Genomic DNA, 17,872 nt, shown 5'->3' on the forward strand with positions numbered 1-17,872 from the left:
CAGCCGTAACCGCCATGAACACCAGATACCTCCTGCCTCTTACGCTGGCCCTTGCGCTGGCCGGATGCGCCGCCGTGGGCCCGGACTACCAGGTGCCCGCCGGATCGGCGGCCGAGCGGCAGAGCGCGCAGGCGCCCTTCACGCAGGCGCGCGAGGTGGCGTTCCGGCAGGATGCGGTGCCTGGCCACTGGTGGCGCCTGTACGACGATCCCGTGCTGGATGGTCTGGTGGAAAAAGCCCTGGCCGCCAACACCGACCTGCGCGTGGCCAGCGCCAACCTGGAACGCGCCCAGGCCGCCGTGCGCGAAGCGCAGGCGCAGCAGCAGCCGTCCATCGGCGTCAATGCCTCGCCCACTTTCGGCCACGTGTCCGGCCTGCAGGAACTGCAGCCCGGCATCGATCCGCCCAACCGCTGGTCCTACTCCATGGGCGCCAGCGTGGCATACCAGCTGGACCTGTTCGGCCAGATCCGCCGCGCCGTGGAAGCGGCCAGCGGCGACGAGCAGGCCGCGCAGGCCGCCTATGACGCCACCCGCGTCACCGTGGCCGCCGAGACCGCCCGGGCCTACGCCAATATGTGCGCGGCCGGCATGCAGCTGGCTTCGGCCCAGCATTCGGTGCAGGTGCAGAAGCAATCGCTGGACGCGGTGGACCGGCTGCAACGCGCCGGCCGCGGCACCACGCTGGACGTGACCCGCGCCCGCAGCCAGCTTGAACAGCTGCAGGCCAACCTGCCGCCGTTCCAGGCCCAGCAGCGCACCGCGCTGTACCGCCTGGCGGCGCTGACCGGCCAGACGCCGGGCGAAATCCCGCCCGCGCTGCTGCAATGCGCCCAGGCTCCGCGCCTGACCGAAACCATCCCCGTGGGCGACGGCGCCGAACTGCTGCGCCGCCGTCCCGACATCCGCCAGGCCGAACGCACGCTGGCCGCGGCCACCGCGCGCATCGGCGTGGCTACCGCGGACCTGTATCCGAAGATCTCGCTGGGCTTGTCGGCGGCCTCGGGCGGCCCGGCCGCCATGTTCGGCGACCGCGGCACCTTCAGCTGGAGCGTCGGTCCGCTGATCTCCTGGACCATACCCAACACCGGCGCCGCGCAGGCCCGCATCGCCGAGGCGCAGGCCAGCACCAAGGCCGCGGCGGCGCGTTTCGACGCCACCGTGCTGAATGCCCTGCGGGAAACGGAGAGCGCGCTGGTGGTCTACGCGCGCCAGCTGGATCGCGACACCGCCTTGCGCGCCGCGCGCGACCAGAGCGCCGAGGCCGCCTCGCAGGCAAGCCGCCTGTTCCAGTACGGCAAGACCGACTACCTGACCGTGCTGGACGCCGAGCGCACGCTGGCCAGCAACGAAAGCGCGCTGGCGGCTTCGCAGGCCGACCTCAGCAGCGACCAGATCGCACTGTTCCTGGCGCTGGGTGGCGGCTGGGAAAAATGATCAATGCACCGGGGTGCCGTCGGGCGGCGTCTGGTTAAGACCCAGCGCGGCCTCCCAGCTGCGCAACGGCACGCAGGTCTTCAAGCGCACGATGGCGCGCTCGATCAGCGCCGGGTGCAATGCGTGCCCCACCTGGGTCGCGATGTCGATGGTCGAGTCGCCGTGCAGCTCGGTCAGGCGCGCCTGGGCGGCCTGGATAAGCTCCACGTTCATGATCGGATCGGCGGCGCCGTGCAGCAGGTGCAGCGTGGTGAACTTCGGCGCGAGCTTGGGCATCTGGGCGTAGCGGCCCGAGAAGGCGATGACGCGGCCGGCGATGCCGTCGTGCGCCTGCACCAGTTCCAGCGCCATGATGGCGCCCTGCGAAAAGCCCGCCAGCGCCGTGTCCGACTGCAGCAGGCCGAAACGCGCCTGCGCCTCGCGCACGTAGTTTTCCAGGGGCGGCAAGGCCCGCGCCACGCGTTCCGGGCGGTTTTCCTCGGTCACGCCGCGCACCGAGAACCACTGCCGGCCGTCGCCGCCGCCGTCGTAGGGCTCGAACCCCTGGGGCACCAGCACCGCCGCGCTGGGGAACGCCGCGCGCACGGCTTTTGCCAACGGCTCCATGTCGTCGGGGGTGCCGCCCACGCCGTGCAGCAGGATAAACAGCTGGCGCACGTCGACGCCGGCGTTGGGAAGAAACTCGATAGAAGTGGAAGACGCCATGAAACTGCTCCGTGCTGGCTGGGGCCGCCGAACGGCCCCGGAATAGCCGCATTGTAAAATGCGCGCCTTGAAGCAACCTTTGCCGCACCGCCACGGACCGGCTGGCTTGCGCGGCATTGCCTGGCGGGCAGGCCCGCACGCCCGTGCCTGATGGTCCGCCGCCGCGGCAACTTCCTACCCCAGTAATGCAAACTCCGACAACAGAATCCGGCGCCACGCCTGCCGGCCAGAACCAGCTGCATCGCGTGCTCAAGGCGCGCCACCTCACGATGATAGCGTTGGGCGGGGCCATCGGCACCGGCCTGTTCGTGGCCTCCGGCGCCGCCATCGCCCAGGCCGGCCCGGGCGGCGCGCTGCTGGTCTACCTGGCCATCGGCCTGATGGTCTACTTCATCATGACCAGCCTGGGCGAACTGGCCACCTTCATGCCGGTATCGGGTTCCTTCTGCACCTATGCCTCGCGCTACGTCGACGGCGGCTTCGGCTTCGCGCTGGGCTGGAACTTCTGGATCAGCTGGGCCACGGTGGTGGCGGTGGACGTGGTGGCCGCGCAACTGGTCATGGCCTATTGGTTCCCCGATACGCCCGGCTGGATATGGAGCGTGGCCTTCCTGGCCCTGACCTTCGGGCTGAATGCCTTCTCGGCGCGCAGCTTCGGCGAAGCCGAGTATTGGTTCGCCATCATCAAGGTCGTGGCCGTGCTGTGCTTCATCGGCGTCGGGCTGGCGATGCTGGTGGGCATCATCCACAGCGGCACGCCCGTGGGCCTGGTCAACTGGTCGGTCGGCGACGCGCCCTTCGTGGGCAATGCGGCCACCTGGGTGGGCGTGGCGATGGTGGTGGCCTATTCGTTCCAGGGCACCGAACTGGTGGCCGTGGCCGCCGGCGAATCCGAGAATCCCCGCCGCAACGTGCCGCGCGCGATCAACCACGTGTTCTGGCGCATCCTGCTGTTCTACGTGCTGGCCATCCTGATCATCGGCCTGCTGCTGCCCTATACCGACCCGCAGCTGCTGCGCAACGAAGTGGAAGACATCGCGGTCAGCCCCTTCACGCTGGTGTTCCAGCACGCGGGGCTGCTGTCGGCGGCTACCGTGATGAACGCCGTGATCCTGACCTCGGTGCTGTCGGCCGGCAATTCCGGCATGTACGCGGCGACGCGGATGCTGTTCAACATGGCGGTGGAGGGCCTGGCGCCCGCCCTGTTCCGGCGCGTCACCCGCGGCGGCGTGCCGCTGTACGCGCTGATGGCCACCGCGCTGCTGGCCTGCCTGTGCCTGTTCAGCCTGGTGTACAGCCCCAAGGCCGTCTACATCTGGCTGCTGAACTTCGCCGGCATGACCGAATTCATCGTCTGGCTGAGCATCGCGGTCAGCCATTACCGCTTCCGCCAGGGCTATGTGAAGCACGGCTACGACACCGCCGACCTGCCCTACAAGGCCGGCCTGTTCCCCTTCGGCCCGCTGCTGGCCTTCGTCCTGTGCCTGGCGGTCACGCTGGGCCAGAACTACCAGGCCTTCCTGCAAGACCGCATCGACTGGATCGGCGTGATCTCCACCTACCTGGCGATCCCGCTGTTCCTGGCCTTGTGGATCGGCCACCGGCTGGTGCGCAAGTCGCACTGGATCCGGTACGAGGATATGCGGTTTTATGGGTTGGATCTGGATCGCGCGGCGGGTGTGGAGGCCTCGGTATCTACTGCGCAGAACGCCCGCGCTTGATTGCGATCCGCCTGCCTGAAGCGGCTAAAATCGCGTTCAACACGGCCCGCTCCTCTGCATCGAAAGGTGTACGGGCGGGTTTTCTTTTGGGCTGCCGCGTTACCGGCGCAAAACTATTCGCGGCGCGCTCCGCCCCTTTTAAATACTGTATATATATACAGCTATAATGACGCATCGGCCACTACCCCGGGTCCCCGCAAGCCGGAACCGATCGCCATGCAGTCCCCAGAACGTATCCATCCCGCGTTGTGGCGCGCCACCCAGTTGGCTCAAGGCGCCGCCCGCACCCTGCCCACCGGGCATGCCGCGCTTTCGCCCGAGCTGCCGGACGGCGGCTGGCCGCTGGGTTCGCTGACCGAACTGCTGGTGCCGCACCCCGGCATCGGCGAAATCCGCCTGCTGCGTCCGGCGCTGGCCCAGCTGGAAACCCGCCGCGCCATCGCGCTGGTGCAGCCGCCGCACGCGCCCCACATCGCCAGCTGGATGAGCTGGCGGCTGGATCCGCGCCAATTGCTCTGGGTGGCGCCGGAAAAACCCGTGGACGCGCTTTGGGCCGCCGAACAGATCCTGAAGAACGGCAGCTGCGGCGCCCTGATCTGCTGGCTGCCCCATGTGCGCCCCGAATCCCTGCGCCGCCTGCACCTGGCCGCCCAGGCCAGCGACCTGCTGTTCATCGCGGTGCGCCCCAGCAGCGCGGCGCAAAACGCCACGCCCGCGCCCTTGCGGCTGGCGCTCGCGCCGGCCGCAGGCGGCTTGTCCGTCCACATCCTGAAGCGCCGCGGGCCCGCCTGCGATACGCCGCTATACGTGGGCCTGGAACCGGGCGCCACCACACCTGTTTCTCCCCGCCATGCGCCTCTGGATCGCCGCCTTCCTGCGCTGCCTGCCGCTGGACGCACTGCGCCCGCACTGGCCGCTTGAGGGGCAGGCGTTCGCGGTCCTGGAACAGGAACGCGTCGCCGCCCTGACGCCCGCCGCCCGCCGCGCCGGGGTCAAGCCGGGCATGCGCCGCGCGGGCGCGGCCGCCATCGCCCCCGAGGTCGAGCTGCTGCCCCGCGATGTCCTGGCCGAGTCCGAAGCCTTGCAGGGCGCGGCGCTGGCGCTGCTGCAATACACACCCGAAATCGCCCTGGCCGACGGCGACACGTTGCTGCTGAACGTAAGCGCCAGCCTGATGCTCTTCCGCGGTCCGAAGGCGCTGCACCGGCGGGTCGCCGCCACCTTGCGCGCCCTGGACCTGCGCGTCTCGCTAGGCATGGCGCCGACCGCCGCCGGCGCCTGGCTGCTGGCGCGCAGCCCCGGCCGGCGCGCACCCCGGCGCACCCTGACGCTGCCCACGCTGACCCGGCGGCTGGACGCACTGCCGCTGGCCCTGCTGCCGCAGGCGCAGGCCCGCCGCGACTGGCTCGACGACATCGGCTGCCATACCCTGGCGGACCTGCGCGCCCTGCCGCGCGCGGGCCTGCAGCGGCGCAGCGCGCCCGAACTGCTGCAGGCCCTGGACGCCGCCTACGGCCTGGCGCCCGAGCTCCACCGCTGGATCGAGCCGCCGCACCAGTTCTCGCGCCGCATCGAACTCACCGACTACGTCGAGCACACCGACGCGGTGCTGGCGGTGGCGCGCCGGCTGGCCGAACAGCTGGGCGGCTGGCTCAGCGCCCGGCAACTGGCGGTGCGCCGCGTGGTGCTCAGCATGGAACACGAACGCGGCCGCCACGCCCGGCCGCCCACCGAACTGGAACTGGCCCTGGCCCAGCCGGTCTGGCAGGCGCCGCAGATCCTCCACCTGCTGCGGGAAAAGCTGGCCCGCTTCACGCTGGAAGCGCCCGTGATCGCCGTGGCGCTGCTGGCGCCCGACACGGTGGAACAGCCCGCCGCCAGCACCACCCTGTTCCCCGAGCCCGGCGGCACGCCCGCCGACCATGCCCGGCTGCTGGACCTGCTGGTGGCGCGGCTGGGCCGCGACCAGGTGCGCCACGCCCACCCGGTTCCCGACCACCGCCCCGAGGCCGCCAACGCCTGGGGCGACGCGCTGTCGCCGCCCCAACGTCCCGCGCCCCTGCCCGCCCTGCTGGACCGCCCCTTCTGGCTGCTGGACCCGCCGCTCCCCTTGAAGCTTTCCGGCCACCGGCCGCAATACGGCGGCCAGGCGCTGCGCCTGATGCGCGGCCCCGAACGCATCGAAAGCGGCTGGTGGGACCCGGCCCTGACGGTGCGCGACTACTTCGTCGCCGAGGACGCCGCCGCCGCGCGCTACTGGATCTACCGAGAGCGCGACGACGAACACGCCCGCTGGTTCCTGCATGGGCTCTACGCCTGAAGCGTCATGCGCATGGACGACGACGACACCCCCGGCCTCCTGGCGCAGCTGCCCGGTTACGCCGAGCTGCAATGCCAGTCCAATTTCTCTTTCCTGCAGGGCGCTTCGCACCCCGAGGAACTGGTCGAGCGCGCCGCCGAACTGGGCTACGCCGCGCTCGCCATCACCGACGAATGCTCGCTGGCGGGCGTGGTCCGCGCCCACGTCGAAGCCAAGACCCGCAAGCTGCCGCTCATCATCGGCGCCACCTTCCAGCTGCGCGCCGCGCCCGACGCCGCGCCGCTGGGCCTGACCCTGCTGGCGCAGACGCGCGAGGGCTACGGCAACCTGTCCGAACTGATCACCCTGGCCCGCACCCGCGCCCCCAAGGGCGAATACCAGCTGGCGCCCGAAGACCTTACCCACCCGCCCGCGGGCCACGCCCATCTGCGCCACCTGCCCGAATGCCTGGCCATCCTGAGCCCCGCCTACGGCACCGACGCCGACCGCATGGCCGAGCAGGCGCGCTGGCTGGCGCGCGTCTTCCCCCACCGCGCCTGGGTCGGACTGACCCTGCTGCACCGCTCGCGCGACGACCTGCACCGCGCCGCGGTCGAACACGCCGCGCAGGCCGCGGAACTGCCCATCGTGGCGCTGGGCCAGGTGCAGATGCACCTGCGCTCGCGCAAACCGCTGCACGACACGCTGACCGGCATTCGCACCCGCCAGCCCGTATCGCAGTGCGGCTACGAACTGTCCGGCAACGCCGAACAGCACCTGCGCACGCGCATGCGCCTGGCCAACCTGTACCCGCCGCAAGCGCTGGCCCAGACGCTGGCCATAGCCCGCCGCTGCGCCTTCTCATTGGACGAGCTGCGCTACGAATACCCGGACGAGATCATTCCGCGCGGCCACACGCCGGCCACCTATCTGCGCCAGGAAACCCTGGCCGGGGCCGCCCGCCGCTTTCCTTCCGGCACGCCGGACAGCGTCACCACGCAGATCGAAAAAGAGCTGGCCCTGATCACCGACCTGCACTACGAAGCCTATTTCCTCACGGTCTACGACATCGTCCAGTACGCCCGCGGAGAGGGCATTCTGTGCCAGGGCCGCGGGTCCGCCGCCAACTCCGCGGTCTGCTACTGCCTGGGCATCACCGAAGTGGATCCGGTGCGCGGCAACAACCTGTTCGAACGCTTCATCAGCAAGGAACGCAACGAGCCGCCCGACATCGACGTGGACTTCGAGCGCCAGCGCCGCGAAGAAGTCATCCAGTACATCTACCGCAAATACGGCCGCGAACGCGCCGCGCTCACCGCCGTGGTCATCTCCTACCGGCCGCGCAGCGTGCTGCGCGATACCGGCTGCGCGCTGGGCGTGGACGCGGGCGTCATCGACGCCGTGGCGCGCGCCCACCAATGGTGGGACGGCAAGAAAGAAATGCTGCGCACGCTGGACGCCTGCGGACTGGACCCCGAATCTCAGGTGGCGCGGCAGTGGGCGGCGCTGGCGCAGACCCTGATGGGCTTTCCGCGCCACCTGTCGCAGCATCCCGGCGGCTTCGTGATTTCACGCGGCAAGCTGTCGCGCCTGGTGCCCATCGAAAACGCCGCCATGGCGGACCGCAGCGTCGTGCAATGGGACAAGGACGACCTGGACGCGCTGGGCCTGCTGAAAGTGGACGTGCTGGCGCTGGGCATGCTGTCGGCACTGCGTCGCACGCTGGAACTGGCCGGCCAGCGCCGTGGCCAGCCCTTGCGGCTGCAGGACATTCCCCCCAGCGACGCGCCCACCTACGACATGATCTGCGACGCCGACACCGTAGGCGTGTTCCAGATCGAATCCCGCGCCCAGATGACCATGCTGCCGCGCCTGCGTCCGCGCGAATACTACGACCTGGTGGTGCAGGTGGCCATCGTGCGCCCAGGCCCGATCCAGGGCGGCATGGTCCATCCCTACCTGCGCCGCCGCCAGGGCAAGGAGCCCGAAACCTATCCCAGCGAAAAAGTGCGCGGCGTGCTCAGCCGCACCATGGGCGTGCCCATCTTCCAGGAGCAGGTCATGCAGATCGCCGTGGTGGCCGCGGGCTTCACACCGGGCGAATCCGACCAGTTGCGCCGCTCCATGGCAGCCTGGAAGCGCAAGGGCGGCGTGGACAAGTACCGTACCAAGCTGGTCGGCGGCCTGCTGGCCCACGGCTACAAACTGGATTTCGCCGAGGCGCTGTTCCGCCAGATCGAAGGCTTCGGCGAATACGGTTTCCCCGAAAGCCATGCCGCCAGCTTCGCGCTGCTGGCGTACGCCAGTTCGTGGCTCAAGCGGCACGAGCCCGAAGCCTTCCTGGCCGCCCTGCTCAACTCCCAGCCCATGGGCTTCTACGCCCCCGCGCAACTGGTGCAGGACGCCCGCCGCCACGGCGTTTGCGTGCTGCCGCCGGACGTGACGGTCAGCGGCTGGGACTCGGCCCTGGAAACCCTGCCCGAGGGCCACCCCGGCGCCCGCCGGACCGCGCATCCGCACGCGCCCGCCACCGACGGCTCCCGCCCCGCCGTCAGGCTGGGGCTGAGCCTGATCCAGGGCATGCGCGAGGACGCCGCCCGGCGCATCGAAGACGCGCGCGCCGCCGCGCCCTTTGCCGACACCGGCGACCTGGCCCGCCGCGCCGCGCTCACCCGCCATGACCTCAACGCGCTGGCGGCCGGCGACGCCCTGCGCACCCTGGCCGGCCATCGCCGCCAGGCCAGCTGGGAAGCGGCCGCCAGCGTGCAGAGCCGCGACCTGCTGCGCGACGCCGCCATCCAGGAAACCCAGGCGCCGCAATTGTCCGCCCCTTCCGAAGGCCAGACCGTGGCGGCCGACTACCGCAGCGTGGGCCTGACGCTGCGCAGCCACCCCGTGGCCTTGCTGCGCCCCCAGCTCGCGGCGCGCAACTTCCAGCCCGCCTCGGTGCTCAACGGCTACCCCGACAAGCGCGTCGCGCGCGCCTGCGGCATCGTCACCGTGCGCCAGCGCCCGCAGACTGCCAAGGGGGTGATCTTCGTCACGCTGGAAGACGAGACCGGTCCCGTCAACGTGGTCGTGCGTACGGAACTCATCGAACGCCAGCGCCGCGAATTGCTGGGGGCCTCGCTGCTGGGCGTCTACGGGTCCTGGCAAAGCGTGGACGGCGTGCGCCACCTGATCGCGCAACGGCTGGTGGACCTGTCCGAGCTGCTGGGCGACTTGAACACCCAGAGCCGCAATTTCCACTAACCGTCCCGGACGCTTCTCAATCGCCGAACAGCGTGGCCATATCCAAGGCCTGCGCCATGGCCTGGTAGCCGGCATCGTTGGGATGCAGGTTGTCGCCCGAGTCATACGCGGGCAGCAGCCGCGCCGGATGCGCCGGATCGCGCAGCACCGCGTCAAAATCCACCACCGCGTCGAACACGCCGCTTTCGCGGATCCAGCGGTTCACCTCCCGCCGCACCGCGTCTTTGGCCGGGTTGTAGTGGCCCGACAACGGCGTGCCATGCAGCGAACCTTCATACGGCGCAATGGTGCCACCCACGATGCGCACGCCGCGCAGGCGGGCAGCCTCCGCCAGCTGCCGGTAGCCCTCGGTCAATCTTGCGGCCGTCATGGGCGCGTCCGCCGGCGCGAAGCCGCTGTCCGGCCAGCCGATGTCATTGATGCCCATCATCATCACCACCGTGCGCACGCCCGGCTGCGACAGTACGTCGGCATCGAAGCGCGCCATCGCGTTCACCCCCATCTTGTCGCCCCAGACCCGCGCGCCCGAAATGCCTGCATTGGCCACGCCCATGCCCTGCGGGGCCAGGCGGCGCGCCAGGAAATCCGGCCAGCGGCGGTTGGCCCCCGGCGTCGAGCCGTTGCCATCGGTCAGGGAATCCCCAAACGCCACCACCACCGGCGCGCGCGACGGGCTTTCGACCCAGATCCCCGCCAGGAAGGCCCGGCCTTGCAGCGCCTGCGCATCAGGCAGCTCCGCCGCCGCCGTGGCATCGCCCCGGACCAGGGCGCCGGTCTGCTGCGCGCCCCAATGGAAGGTGGTCACCGGCGTCGCCTGCGGGAAGTAAAGGCTGACGGCCAGTTCCGCCAGCGCGGATACCGGCAGGTCCACCGGATCGCTGACCACTTGCGCCCCCGGCGCCACCGTCACGCTCGGCCGCCCGCCAAAGGCCAGCCCGCGGCTGGATGCCGGACGGATCTTGGACTGGCCCGAGGCCAGCGCCACGCTGGCCGCCCCGATCTCCAGGGGCTGCGTGCCATAGCGGTTGGACAACACCACCCGCAAGCGCGGTCCGCCCACGCTGAGCATCAAGGTCTGGCGCAGAGTCTGGCCGCGCAATTCGGCCGGCATTTCCGTGGGCAGCACGAAGGAATCCTCCCACAGCGGTTGCGGGCTGGCGAACCAGGAACTGACCCAATTGGAACGCGCGGCATCGGCTTGAACAGAAGGCCGCGCCGCGATGGCGGCGGACGGGGCCAGGACCGCAAGGCCGCCGGCCAACGCAACGGCCGAAACCAGGGAATGAAGATTGAAGCGATTCATGACGACTCCAGAAAAAGAGAAAGTGACGTCACGATAGGTTCTTCCCAATTCCACCGGTAGAACCCTAAACTGCATACCACTTCTTCCAAAAAGGTATGACCATGGACACCCTGCGCGCCATGCGGGCCTTCGTCCGCGCCGTGGAGCTGGGCACCCTGTCGGCCGTCGCCCGCGAACAAGCGCTGAGCCAGCCTGCCCTGAGCAAGATCGTCGCCGCGCTGGAAAAGGACCTGAACGTGCGGCTGCTTGAACGCAGCACCACGCGCGTCGTGCCCACCGAACAAGGCAAACGCTTCTACGAACGCGCCACCCGCGTGCTGGAGGAATACTCCGAGGCCGTCGCCGACGCCCGCGGCCAGACCGAAAAGCCCGCCGGTTTCCTGCGCATCAACGCGCCCGTGGCGCTGGGCCAGTTCCGCCTGAACGCGCTGGTCCGCGAATTCCTGGACGAATATCCCGACATCCAGGTGGAACTGATCCTGAACGACCGGTTCGTGGACCTGGTGGAAGAAGGCGTGGACGTGGCGCTGCGCCTGGGCGGCAACCTGCCGCCCAACGCCATCGCCCGCAAGGCGGCCATGTCGCCGCGCTACTTGGTGGCCGCCCCCTCCTACCTGGCGCAGCGCGGCAAGCCCCGCGCGCCACGCGATCTGGCCGCGCACGAGTACGTGCGCTTTGCCTGGCTGGCTGCCGGCGACACCCTGGAACTGCACCAGGGCGCCACCCTCGCCACGGTCCAGACCCAAGGGCGCTTCCGCGTCAACAACGCCCTGGCCATCCGCGAAAGCCTGGCCATGGGCGCCGGCATCGGACTCTGCCCTGCCTGGCTGGTGCAGGACCTGATCGCCAGCGGTGAACTGCTGCGCGTCCTGCCCAAATGGAGCGCCACGCCGCAGGAGGCTTTCCTCATCTACCCGTCGCGCCGCTACCAGTCGCTGCGGGCACGGCTATTGATCGACTTCCTCAATGACCGGCTGGCGCGCCTGCCCGGCATGCAAACGCCCTAACCGCAGACGGCGCGCACCAGATTCCGGTAGATGTCGCGCGCGCCTTCCAACTGCTCCAACGCGATGGACTCGTCGATCGTGTGCGCGTCTTCCTCGTTGCCCGGCCCCAACCCTATCGTCGGAATGCCGCGGCGTCCGGCCGATTCCGAGCCATTGGTGCAGAACGCCCAACTGCCCACCACCGGATCCCGGCCGCTGGCGCTGACGGCCGCGCGCGCAGCCTGCAATAACCCGGCCTCCGCATCGCAACGCCAACCCGGCAACCAGCGCGGCGGCGTGGCGTGCTGCCCGGTATAGGTCGCCACTTGATCCTCGCTGACCTGCAGGGTGAAATCGGACAAGCCATGGGCCGCCAGATGCGCGCGGATCTGCGCCAGCACATCCTCCAGGCGTTCGCCCGACACGGTACGCCGGTCAAAGCGTATCGTCGTCGAAATCGGAATCATGGAGATCGACGGATAGGGATGCGACACGATGTCCGTCGGCACCAGCAGCGCCTGGCCCAGCACCTCGTCATGCGGCAGCGACAGGCTCTCCAGCGCGTTCAGCGCCCGGGCCGCCGCGTGCAGGGGATTGACACCGATATGCGGCGTCGCCGCGTGCGCCGGCTTGCCGTGGAAAGTCAGCAGCAGTTCCACCCGCCCCTTCTGGCCGGCCTTGATCTGCAGCTTGGAGGGCTCGCAGATGACGACCGCCTGCGGCATGCAGATGTCCAGCACCGAAGCCAGCGCATGCCCTTCGATGACTTCCTCCAGCACGCTGGCCGACACCGCCACGCGGCGCTTCAAGCCGTCCCGCGCCGCCTCCGCCACGCCGCAGATCGCCGCGGCGATACCGCCCTTCATGTCGGTGCTGCCGCGCCCATACAGCCGGCCATCCCGGATCTCGGCGCCGAACGGATCGAAGCGCCAGTCGCCCGCCACCGGCACCACGTCCATGTGTCCGTCGAACAGCAAGGCCACGTCCGCGTCCGCGGGGCCGATCAGGCCCAGCACCGAGCCATTGCCATCGGTCGTGACCGAACTGAAACCCGCCTCGCGCATCGTCGCGGCCATCAGCGCCGCCATCTCGCCTTCCTTGCCGGAAAGGCTGGGAATACGCACCATGGCCTGCGTCAACGCAACTACGTCCAGAGTCATCATCATTCCTGTCTGAAAGTGGCGGGCGCGGCGCGCCCGCCGATGTAGAGAAGCCGCCTAGCGGTTGACCAGGCTCTTCGGCACGCGGTACACCAGCACCGCCCCGATCAGCGTGAAGCTGGCCAGGAAATACATGCCCCAATCCGTCGAGCCTGTCAGGTCCTTGATCCAGCCGATCGCATACGGGCTGACAAAGGCCGCCAAGCCGGCGAAGGAATTGATCCCGGCTATGCCCGCCGCCGCGCTCTTGCCTTCCAGGAACGCCGTCGGCAGGCTCCAGAACAAGGGCGAGCACACCATGCAGCCGGCGGCCGCCACCGACAGCATGGCCACGGCCAGCATCGGGTTATGGCTGAACAGCGTGCTCAGCGCCAGGCCCGTCCCGCCCACCAGAAACGGCACGATCATGTGCCAGCGGCGCTCCCGCACCGCGTCCGAATGGCGGCACACCAGCACCATCGAGATCACCGCGCAGACGTTCGGCACCGCCGTCAACAGGCCGATGTCCAGCAGCGACACCACGCCGGTGGAACGGATCACCGACGGAATCCAGAACGCCAGGCCCGACAAGCTGGACACCGTGCAATAGCAGATCAGCGCCATATGCACGACGCGCCTGTCCTTGAGCAAGGTCAGCATGGACACGTGCTCGGTCTTGGCGGTCTTCTCGCTCTGCAGGTTCTGGCCCAGCCGCGACTTCTCCGCGGGCGACAGCCAGCGCGCGTCGTCGATGCGGTCATCCAGGTACCAGAACACCGCCAGGCCCAACAGCACCGAAGGAATCGCCTCGATGATGAACATCCACTGCCAGCCGGCCATGCCGTGCGTGTCATGGAACGCCTCCATCACCCAGCCCGACAGCGGCCCGCCCAGGATGCCGGCAAACGGCACCGCCGTCATGAACACCGCCACGATCTGGCCGCGCCGGTTCGACGGAAACCAATAGGTCAGGTACAGGATGATGCCGGGATAGAACCCGGCCTCGGCCGCCCCCAGCAGGAAGCGCAGGATGTAGAACTGCGTCGGCGTCTGCGTCAGGGCCATGGCGGCCGAGATGATGCCCCACAGGATCATGATGCGCGCCAGCGTCTTCTTCGCGCCGATGCGGTGCATCAGCACATTGCTCGGCACCTCGAACAGGAAATAGCCGATGAAGAAAATGCCCGCGCCCAGGCCGTACACCGTTTCGCTGAACTTCAGATCGTCCAGCATCTGCAGCTTGGCAAAGCCGACGTTCACCCGGTCCAGGAACGCCGCGATGTAGCACACCATCAAGAACGGCAGCAGCCGCCACGCCACCTTCCGATACAGCGCATCATCCCGCGCCGCCAGGGGATCCTTGTCTGCGGCAACCGGAGGCGCCGCAATGCTCTCGACTGACTGGTCCATATTTTCACCTTGGGGTCTGTGTTTTTTTTAGGCCGAACGCTCCCCTGCAGGCGCTCGGGGCGCCCGCATGCTGTTTTTTATGGGAAGGGAACGTCCGGGCCGGTTATGCGGACGGTCTATCGACCGTCCGCGCTGGCCGCGCCGCAGGTCAGGCGGTTACCGCCGCCTCCGGCGCAGGTTCCACCGCGCCTCTGCGTTCCGTGATCAGGCCGTAAGCCTCGGGACGCCGGTGGCGGTCGAAATTGAAAGTCGTGCTCTTGTAGGACAGGCACAGATCCAGGTCGCAGCGCGCGATCGCCAACTCATCGCCCTTGGTCGAGCAGGCGGCGACGATCTCGCCCGACGGCGCGATGATGCAGCTGCCGCCTATCATCTCGCAGCCCTCTTCCTTGCCGGCCTTGGCCACGCCCACCACCCAGGTACCGTTCTGATAGGCGCCCGCCTGCATCACCAGATGGTTGTGGAACATGGACAGGTCGTCGTGCTCGGGCGCCGGCGGGTTGTGCACCGGCGTGTTGTAGCCCAGCAGGATCATTTCCGCGCCTTGCAAGCCCATGACCCGATAGGTCTCGGACCAGCGGCGGTCATTGCACAAGGCCATGCCCATCACGCCGCCAAAGCCGCGCCAGACGTCGAACGAGTCGCCCGGCTCGAAGTAGTGCTTTTCCAGGTGCTGGAAAGCGCGCCACGGCTCGTGCTCGGCATGCCCGGGCAAATGCACCTTGCGGTACTTGCCGATGATGTCGCCGTTCTGGTTCACCAGGATCGACGTGTTGAAGCGGCGCTTGACGCCCTGCTCCAACGCCAGCTCCGCATAGCCCAGGTAAAAGCCTATGCCCAGCTTGCGCGCGGTCTCGAACAGCACCCGGGTCTGCGGACCGGGCATCTCGCTTTCATAGAACGCGTCGATCTCGGCCGGATCTTCCATGTACCAGCGCGGAAAGAAAGTCGTCAGCGCCAGCTCCGGGAAAACCACCAGCTGGCAGCCCATGGCATGGGCCTGGCGCAGATGCGCGAGCAGGCGCTCGACGACGTCGCGACGCGTGTCGCTACGCTGGATCGGCCCCAGCTGCGCGGCCGCGACATTGATGATGCGTGACATGTTCAGTCTCCTACGGTTTCATTGTTCTGCGAGTTCGAGCGTCAGTTCCAGCAACACGCCGGCGCCCGCCTCGATATCCTGGTCATGCGTGAATTCGGCGACGTTGTGCGACAGCCCGCCCACGCTGGGCACGAACACCATGCCCGTCGGGCACATGCGCGCCAGCATCTGGGCATCGTGCCCGGCGCCGCTGGGCAGCCGCCGCACGCGGTGCCCGCGGCTGCGGGCGATGTCCTCGACCCGGCCGACGATAGCCTCGTCGAACGCCACCGGCGCAAAATCGGCCAGCACCCGATGGCTCAGCTCCACCCCTTCATCCGCGGCAACCTGCGCCGCATACGTCATGCAGCGTGCAATCGCCTCCTGCAAGGCCGCGCCGTCGGTGTTGCGCAGGTCCAGCGTGAAGGTCGCCCGGTTGGGGATGACGTTGATCAGGTTGGGAAACAGATTCACCTGCCCCACAGTCGCCAACTGGCCCGCCCCCAACTCGACGGTCAGATCCCGCGCAAAGCACGCGATGCGCGCCGCCACGATGCCGGCGTCATGGCGCAACGCCATCGGCGTGGTGCCGGCATGGTTGGACACCCCGCGCACGGTGAACTCGATCCAATGGATGCCCTGCACGCCCGTCACCGCGCCGATGGTGTAGCCCTCATGTTCCAGCACCGGCCCCTGTTCCACGTGCAGCTCGACAAAGGCATGCACCTGGTTATTGCCTACCGGGGCCGTCCCGGCATAGCCGATGCGGGCCAGGTTCTCGCCCACCGAGGTGCCGTCTATGCCGACCGTGGCCAGCGCGTCCTCCAGCGCCAGGTCGCCCTGGAACACCAGGCTGCCCATCATGTCCGGCGCAAAGCGCGCGCCTTCCTCGTTGGTGAAGAACGCCACCGCTATCGGCCTTTCAGTGACCACGCCCGCGTCGTTCAACGCCGCCACCACTTCCAGCCCCGCCAGCACCCCCAGGTTGCCGTCATAGCGGCCGCCGGTGCGCACCGTGTCGATGTGCGACCCCGTCATCACGGGCGGACCGGCCTTGCGCCCGGCCCGCAGGCCCACCACATTGCCGATGCCGTCCACCGTCACGGCCAGGCCCAGTTCGCGCATCCACTGCACCACCAGGTCGCGTCCCTGCCGGTCCGCGTCCGTCAGCGCCAGACGGCACACGCCGCCGCCCTCGATGGCGCCGACCTGCGCCAGATCGGCAATGCGGCGCAACAGGCGGGCGCCATCGATCCGCACGGCCTCGCGGCCGGCCTCAAGCGTGACGCCAGTCATGCCACGGCCTCGGCTTCGACTTCGGCGGCGCTCCGGCCGACGATGCGTTGATACAGTTCCGGGTCGGTCGCCCCTTCGCTGCCGAACACCAGCACGCGGCTGTCAGCGTCCAGGCCCAGCGCATCGCGCACCGCCGGATCGGCCAGCGCCGCCAGGCAGCCGGTCAGCCCCGCCACGGCCGACTCGCCCGCGACGATGGGCGCGTCGCCATACTTGCCGCTTGCCAGCAAACGCACCGTCTCCAGCGCCGCCTCGTCGTCAACCGTCAGGAAAGCCTGCGCGCCGGGATGCAGCACCTCCCACGCCAGCAGCGACACTTCCCCGCAGGCCAGCCCGGCCATTACGGTATCCAGATCGCCGTGCACCGCCACCGGCTTGCCGGCGCGGGCGCTCTCGTACAGGCAGGCCGCCTTGTCCGGCTCAACCACGATGAAACGCGGACGGCGCTCGCCCAGTTGCTCCCAGAAATGCGCGCAGACCGCGGCAGCCAGCCCGCCCACGCCGCCCTGCAGGAACACGTGCGTCGGCAATTCGCCATCGCCCGCCTCGCGCAACTGGCGCAAGGCCTCGTCCGCCATCACGGCGTACCCCTGCATCACGTCCTTGGGCACCTCCATATAGCCGGGATACGACGTATCCGAGACCACATATCGCCCAAGCCGCGCCGCGTCTTGCGCCGCCTGGCGCACCGAGTCGTCGTAGTTCCCCGGCGTACGCACGACCTGCGCGCCGTATTGCTCGATCGCCCGCTTGCGGCCTTCGCTGACCGTCGCGTGGATGTAGATCACGCACTGGCAACCGAAGCGTTGCGCGCCCCAGGCCACCGAACGGCCGTGGTTGCCGTCCGTCGCGCAGGTCACCGTCATGGCCTGCGTCAGCTCCCGGTAGCGGCCGGACAGCAAGTCGTCCACCGACAGATCGTCGCGCCCCAGCTTGACCGCCAATTCCCGCAGCAATTGGCGGCTGACGGCATAGGCGCCGCCCAGGGCCTTGAAGCTGCCCAGCCCGAAGCGGCCGCCCTCGTCCTTGTACCGGATGCCCGCCACGCCCACGGCGCGCGCCAGGCCCGACAGATCGCGCAGCGGCGTGGGCTGATAGCCCGGCCAGCGGCGGATCTGCGCCTCGGCCTGCGCATAGGCCTTACCGCCCAGCACGTCCAGCTGCCGTTTACCGTAAGGCGCGGCAGGTTCGAAGGCCGGATTGGGCGCGTACTGCAGCCGGACGTTCGGAATGGGATGGTTCAA

General features: G+C 69.0%; 13 protein-coding genes. 6 read left to right on the forward strand and 7 right to left on the reverse strand.

The features are described 5' to 3' along the window. Positions 1-14 precede the first annotated feature (14 nt). The gene (locus tag ACZ5YA_RS06645; protein WP_251879870.1) at positions 15-1,436 is read left to right on the forward strand and encodes an efflux transporter outer membrane subunit; all 1,422 of its coding nucleotides are present in this window, start codon (positions 15-17) and stop codon (positions 1,434-1,436) included. Here ACZ5YA_RS06645 and ypfH read toward each other — a convergent pair whose 3' ends face one another. Beyond that, positions 1,437-2,141 carry an esterase gene (gene ypfH / locus ACZ5YA_RS06650; protein ID WP_464092220.1) on the reverse strand — a complete coding sequence of 235 codons (705 nt, stop codon included), beginning with the start codon at positions 2,139-2,141 and terminating at the stop codon, positions 1,437-1,439. A gap of 185 nt (positions 2,142-2,326) precedes the next feature. Here ypfH and ACZ5YA_RS06655 point away from each other — a divergent pair, with 185 nt between their 5' ends. The 4 genes from ACZ5YA_RS06655 to ACZ5YA_RS06670 all read left to right on the forward strand — a co-directional run bounded on the left by ACZ5YA_RS06655 (position 2,327) and on the right by ACZ5YA_RS06670 (position 9,413). Beyond that, complete coding sequence (locus ACZ5YA_RS06655) at positions 2,327-3,862, forward strand: amino acid permease (RefSeq protein ID WP_464092221.1); 1,536 nt, start codon at positions 2,327-2,329, stop codon at positions 3,860-3,862. 216 nt (positions 3,863-4,078) lie between these two features. Further along, on the forward strand, positions 4,079-4,783 hold the full coding sequence (gene imuA / locus ACZ5YA_RS06660) for a translesion DNA synthesis-associated protein ImuA (RefSeq protein WP_059380011.1): 705 nt from the start codon (positions 4,079-4,081) through the stop codon (positions 4,781-4,783). Continuing rightward, the gene (locus ACZ5YA_RS06665; protein ID WP_059380010.1) at positions 4,713-6,182 is read left to right on the forward strand and encodes a Y-family DNA polymerase; all 1,470 of its coding nucleotides are present in this window, start codon (positions 4,713-4,715) and stop codon (positions 6,180-6,182) included. The genes imuA and ACZ5YA_RS06665 overlap by 71 nt, the downstream gene beginning before the upstream one ends. A gap of 6 nt (positions 6,183-6,188) precedes the next feature. Next, the gene (locus tag ACZ5YA_RS06670; RefSeq protein ID WP_464092222.1) at positions 6,189-9,413 is read left to right on the forward strand and encodes an error-prone DNA polymerase; all 3,225 of its coding nucleotides are present in this window, start codon (positions 6,189-6,191) and stop codon (positions 9,411-9,413) included. A 16-nt stretch (positions 9,414-9,429) separates the two neighbouring features. On the opposite strand, the gene ACZ5YA_RS06675 is transcribed toward ACZ5YA_RS06670, so the two are convergent. After that, entirely contained in the window at positions 9,430-10,716 is a 1,287-nt protein-coding gene (locus tag ACZ5YA_RS06675; protein WP_118934285.1) for an SGNH/GDSL hydrolase family protein, read from the reverse strand. Positions 10,717-10,817: 101 nt separating this feature from the next. Here ACZ5YA_RS06675 and ACZ5YA_RS06680 point away from each other — a divergent pair, with 101 nt between their 5' ends. Continuing rightward, entirely contained in the window at positions 10,818-11,723 is a 906-nt protein-coding gene (locus ACZ5YA_RS06680; protein ID WP_280016684.1) for a LysR family transcriptional regulator, read from the forward strand. Here ACZ5YA_RS06680 and ACZ5YA_RS06685 read toward each other — a convergent pair. The 5 genes from ACZ5YA_RS06685 to ACZ5YA_RS06705 all read right to left on the reverse strand — a co-directional run bounded on the left by ACZ5YA_RS06685 (position 11,720) and on the right by ACZ5YA_RS06705 (position 17,872). Further along, positions 11,720-12,868 (reverse strand): YgeY family selenium metabolism-linked hydrolase, encoded by a 1,149-nt coding sequence (locus ACZ5YA_RS06685; protein WP_464092223.1) that lies wholly within the window; start codon positions 12,866-12,868, stop codon positions 11,720-11,722. The genes ACZ5YA_RS06680 and ACZ5YA_RS06685 overlap by 4 nt on opposite strands. Positions 12,869-12,919: 51 nt before the next feature. Next, positions 12,920-14,251 carry an MFS transporter gene (locus tag ACZ5YA_RS06690; protein ID WP_088140813.1) on the reverse strand — a complete coding sequence of 444 codons (1,332 nt, stop codon included), beginning with the start codon at positions 14,249-14,251 and terminating at the stop codon, positions 12,920-12,922. 148 nt (positions 14,252-14,399) lie between these two features. Continuing rightward, positions 14,400-15,353 carry an N-carbamoyl-D-amino-acid hydrolase gene (locus tag ACZ5YA_RS06695; protein WP_118934278.1) on the reverse strand — a complete coding sequence of 318 codons (954 nt, stop codon included), beginning with the start codon at positions 15,351-15,353 and terminating at the stop codon, positions 14,400-14,402. A gap of 18 nt (positions 15,354-15,371) precedes the next feature. Beyond that, on the reverse strand, positions 15,372-16,628 hold the full coding sequence (locus ACZ5YA_RS06700) for a M20 family metallo-hydrolase (protein ID WP_464092224.1): 1,257 nt from the start codon (positions 16,626-16,628) through the stop codon (positions 15,372-15,374). Continuing rightward, positions 16,625-17,872 (reverse strand): diaminopropionate ammonia-lyase, encoded by a 1,248-nt coding sequence (locus ACZ5YA_RS06705; protein ID WP_464092225.1) that lies wholly within the window; start codon positions 17,870-17,872, stop codon positions 16,625-16,627. Before ACZ5YA_RS06705 ends, ACZ5YA_RS06700 begins: the two co-directional genes overlap by 4 nt.

The sequence above is a fragment of the Achromobacter sp. JCM 18799 genome, from assembly GCF_055395645.1.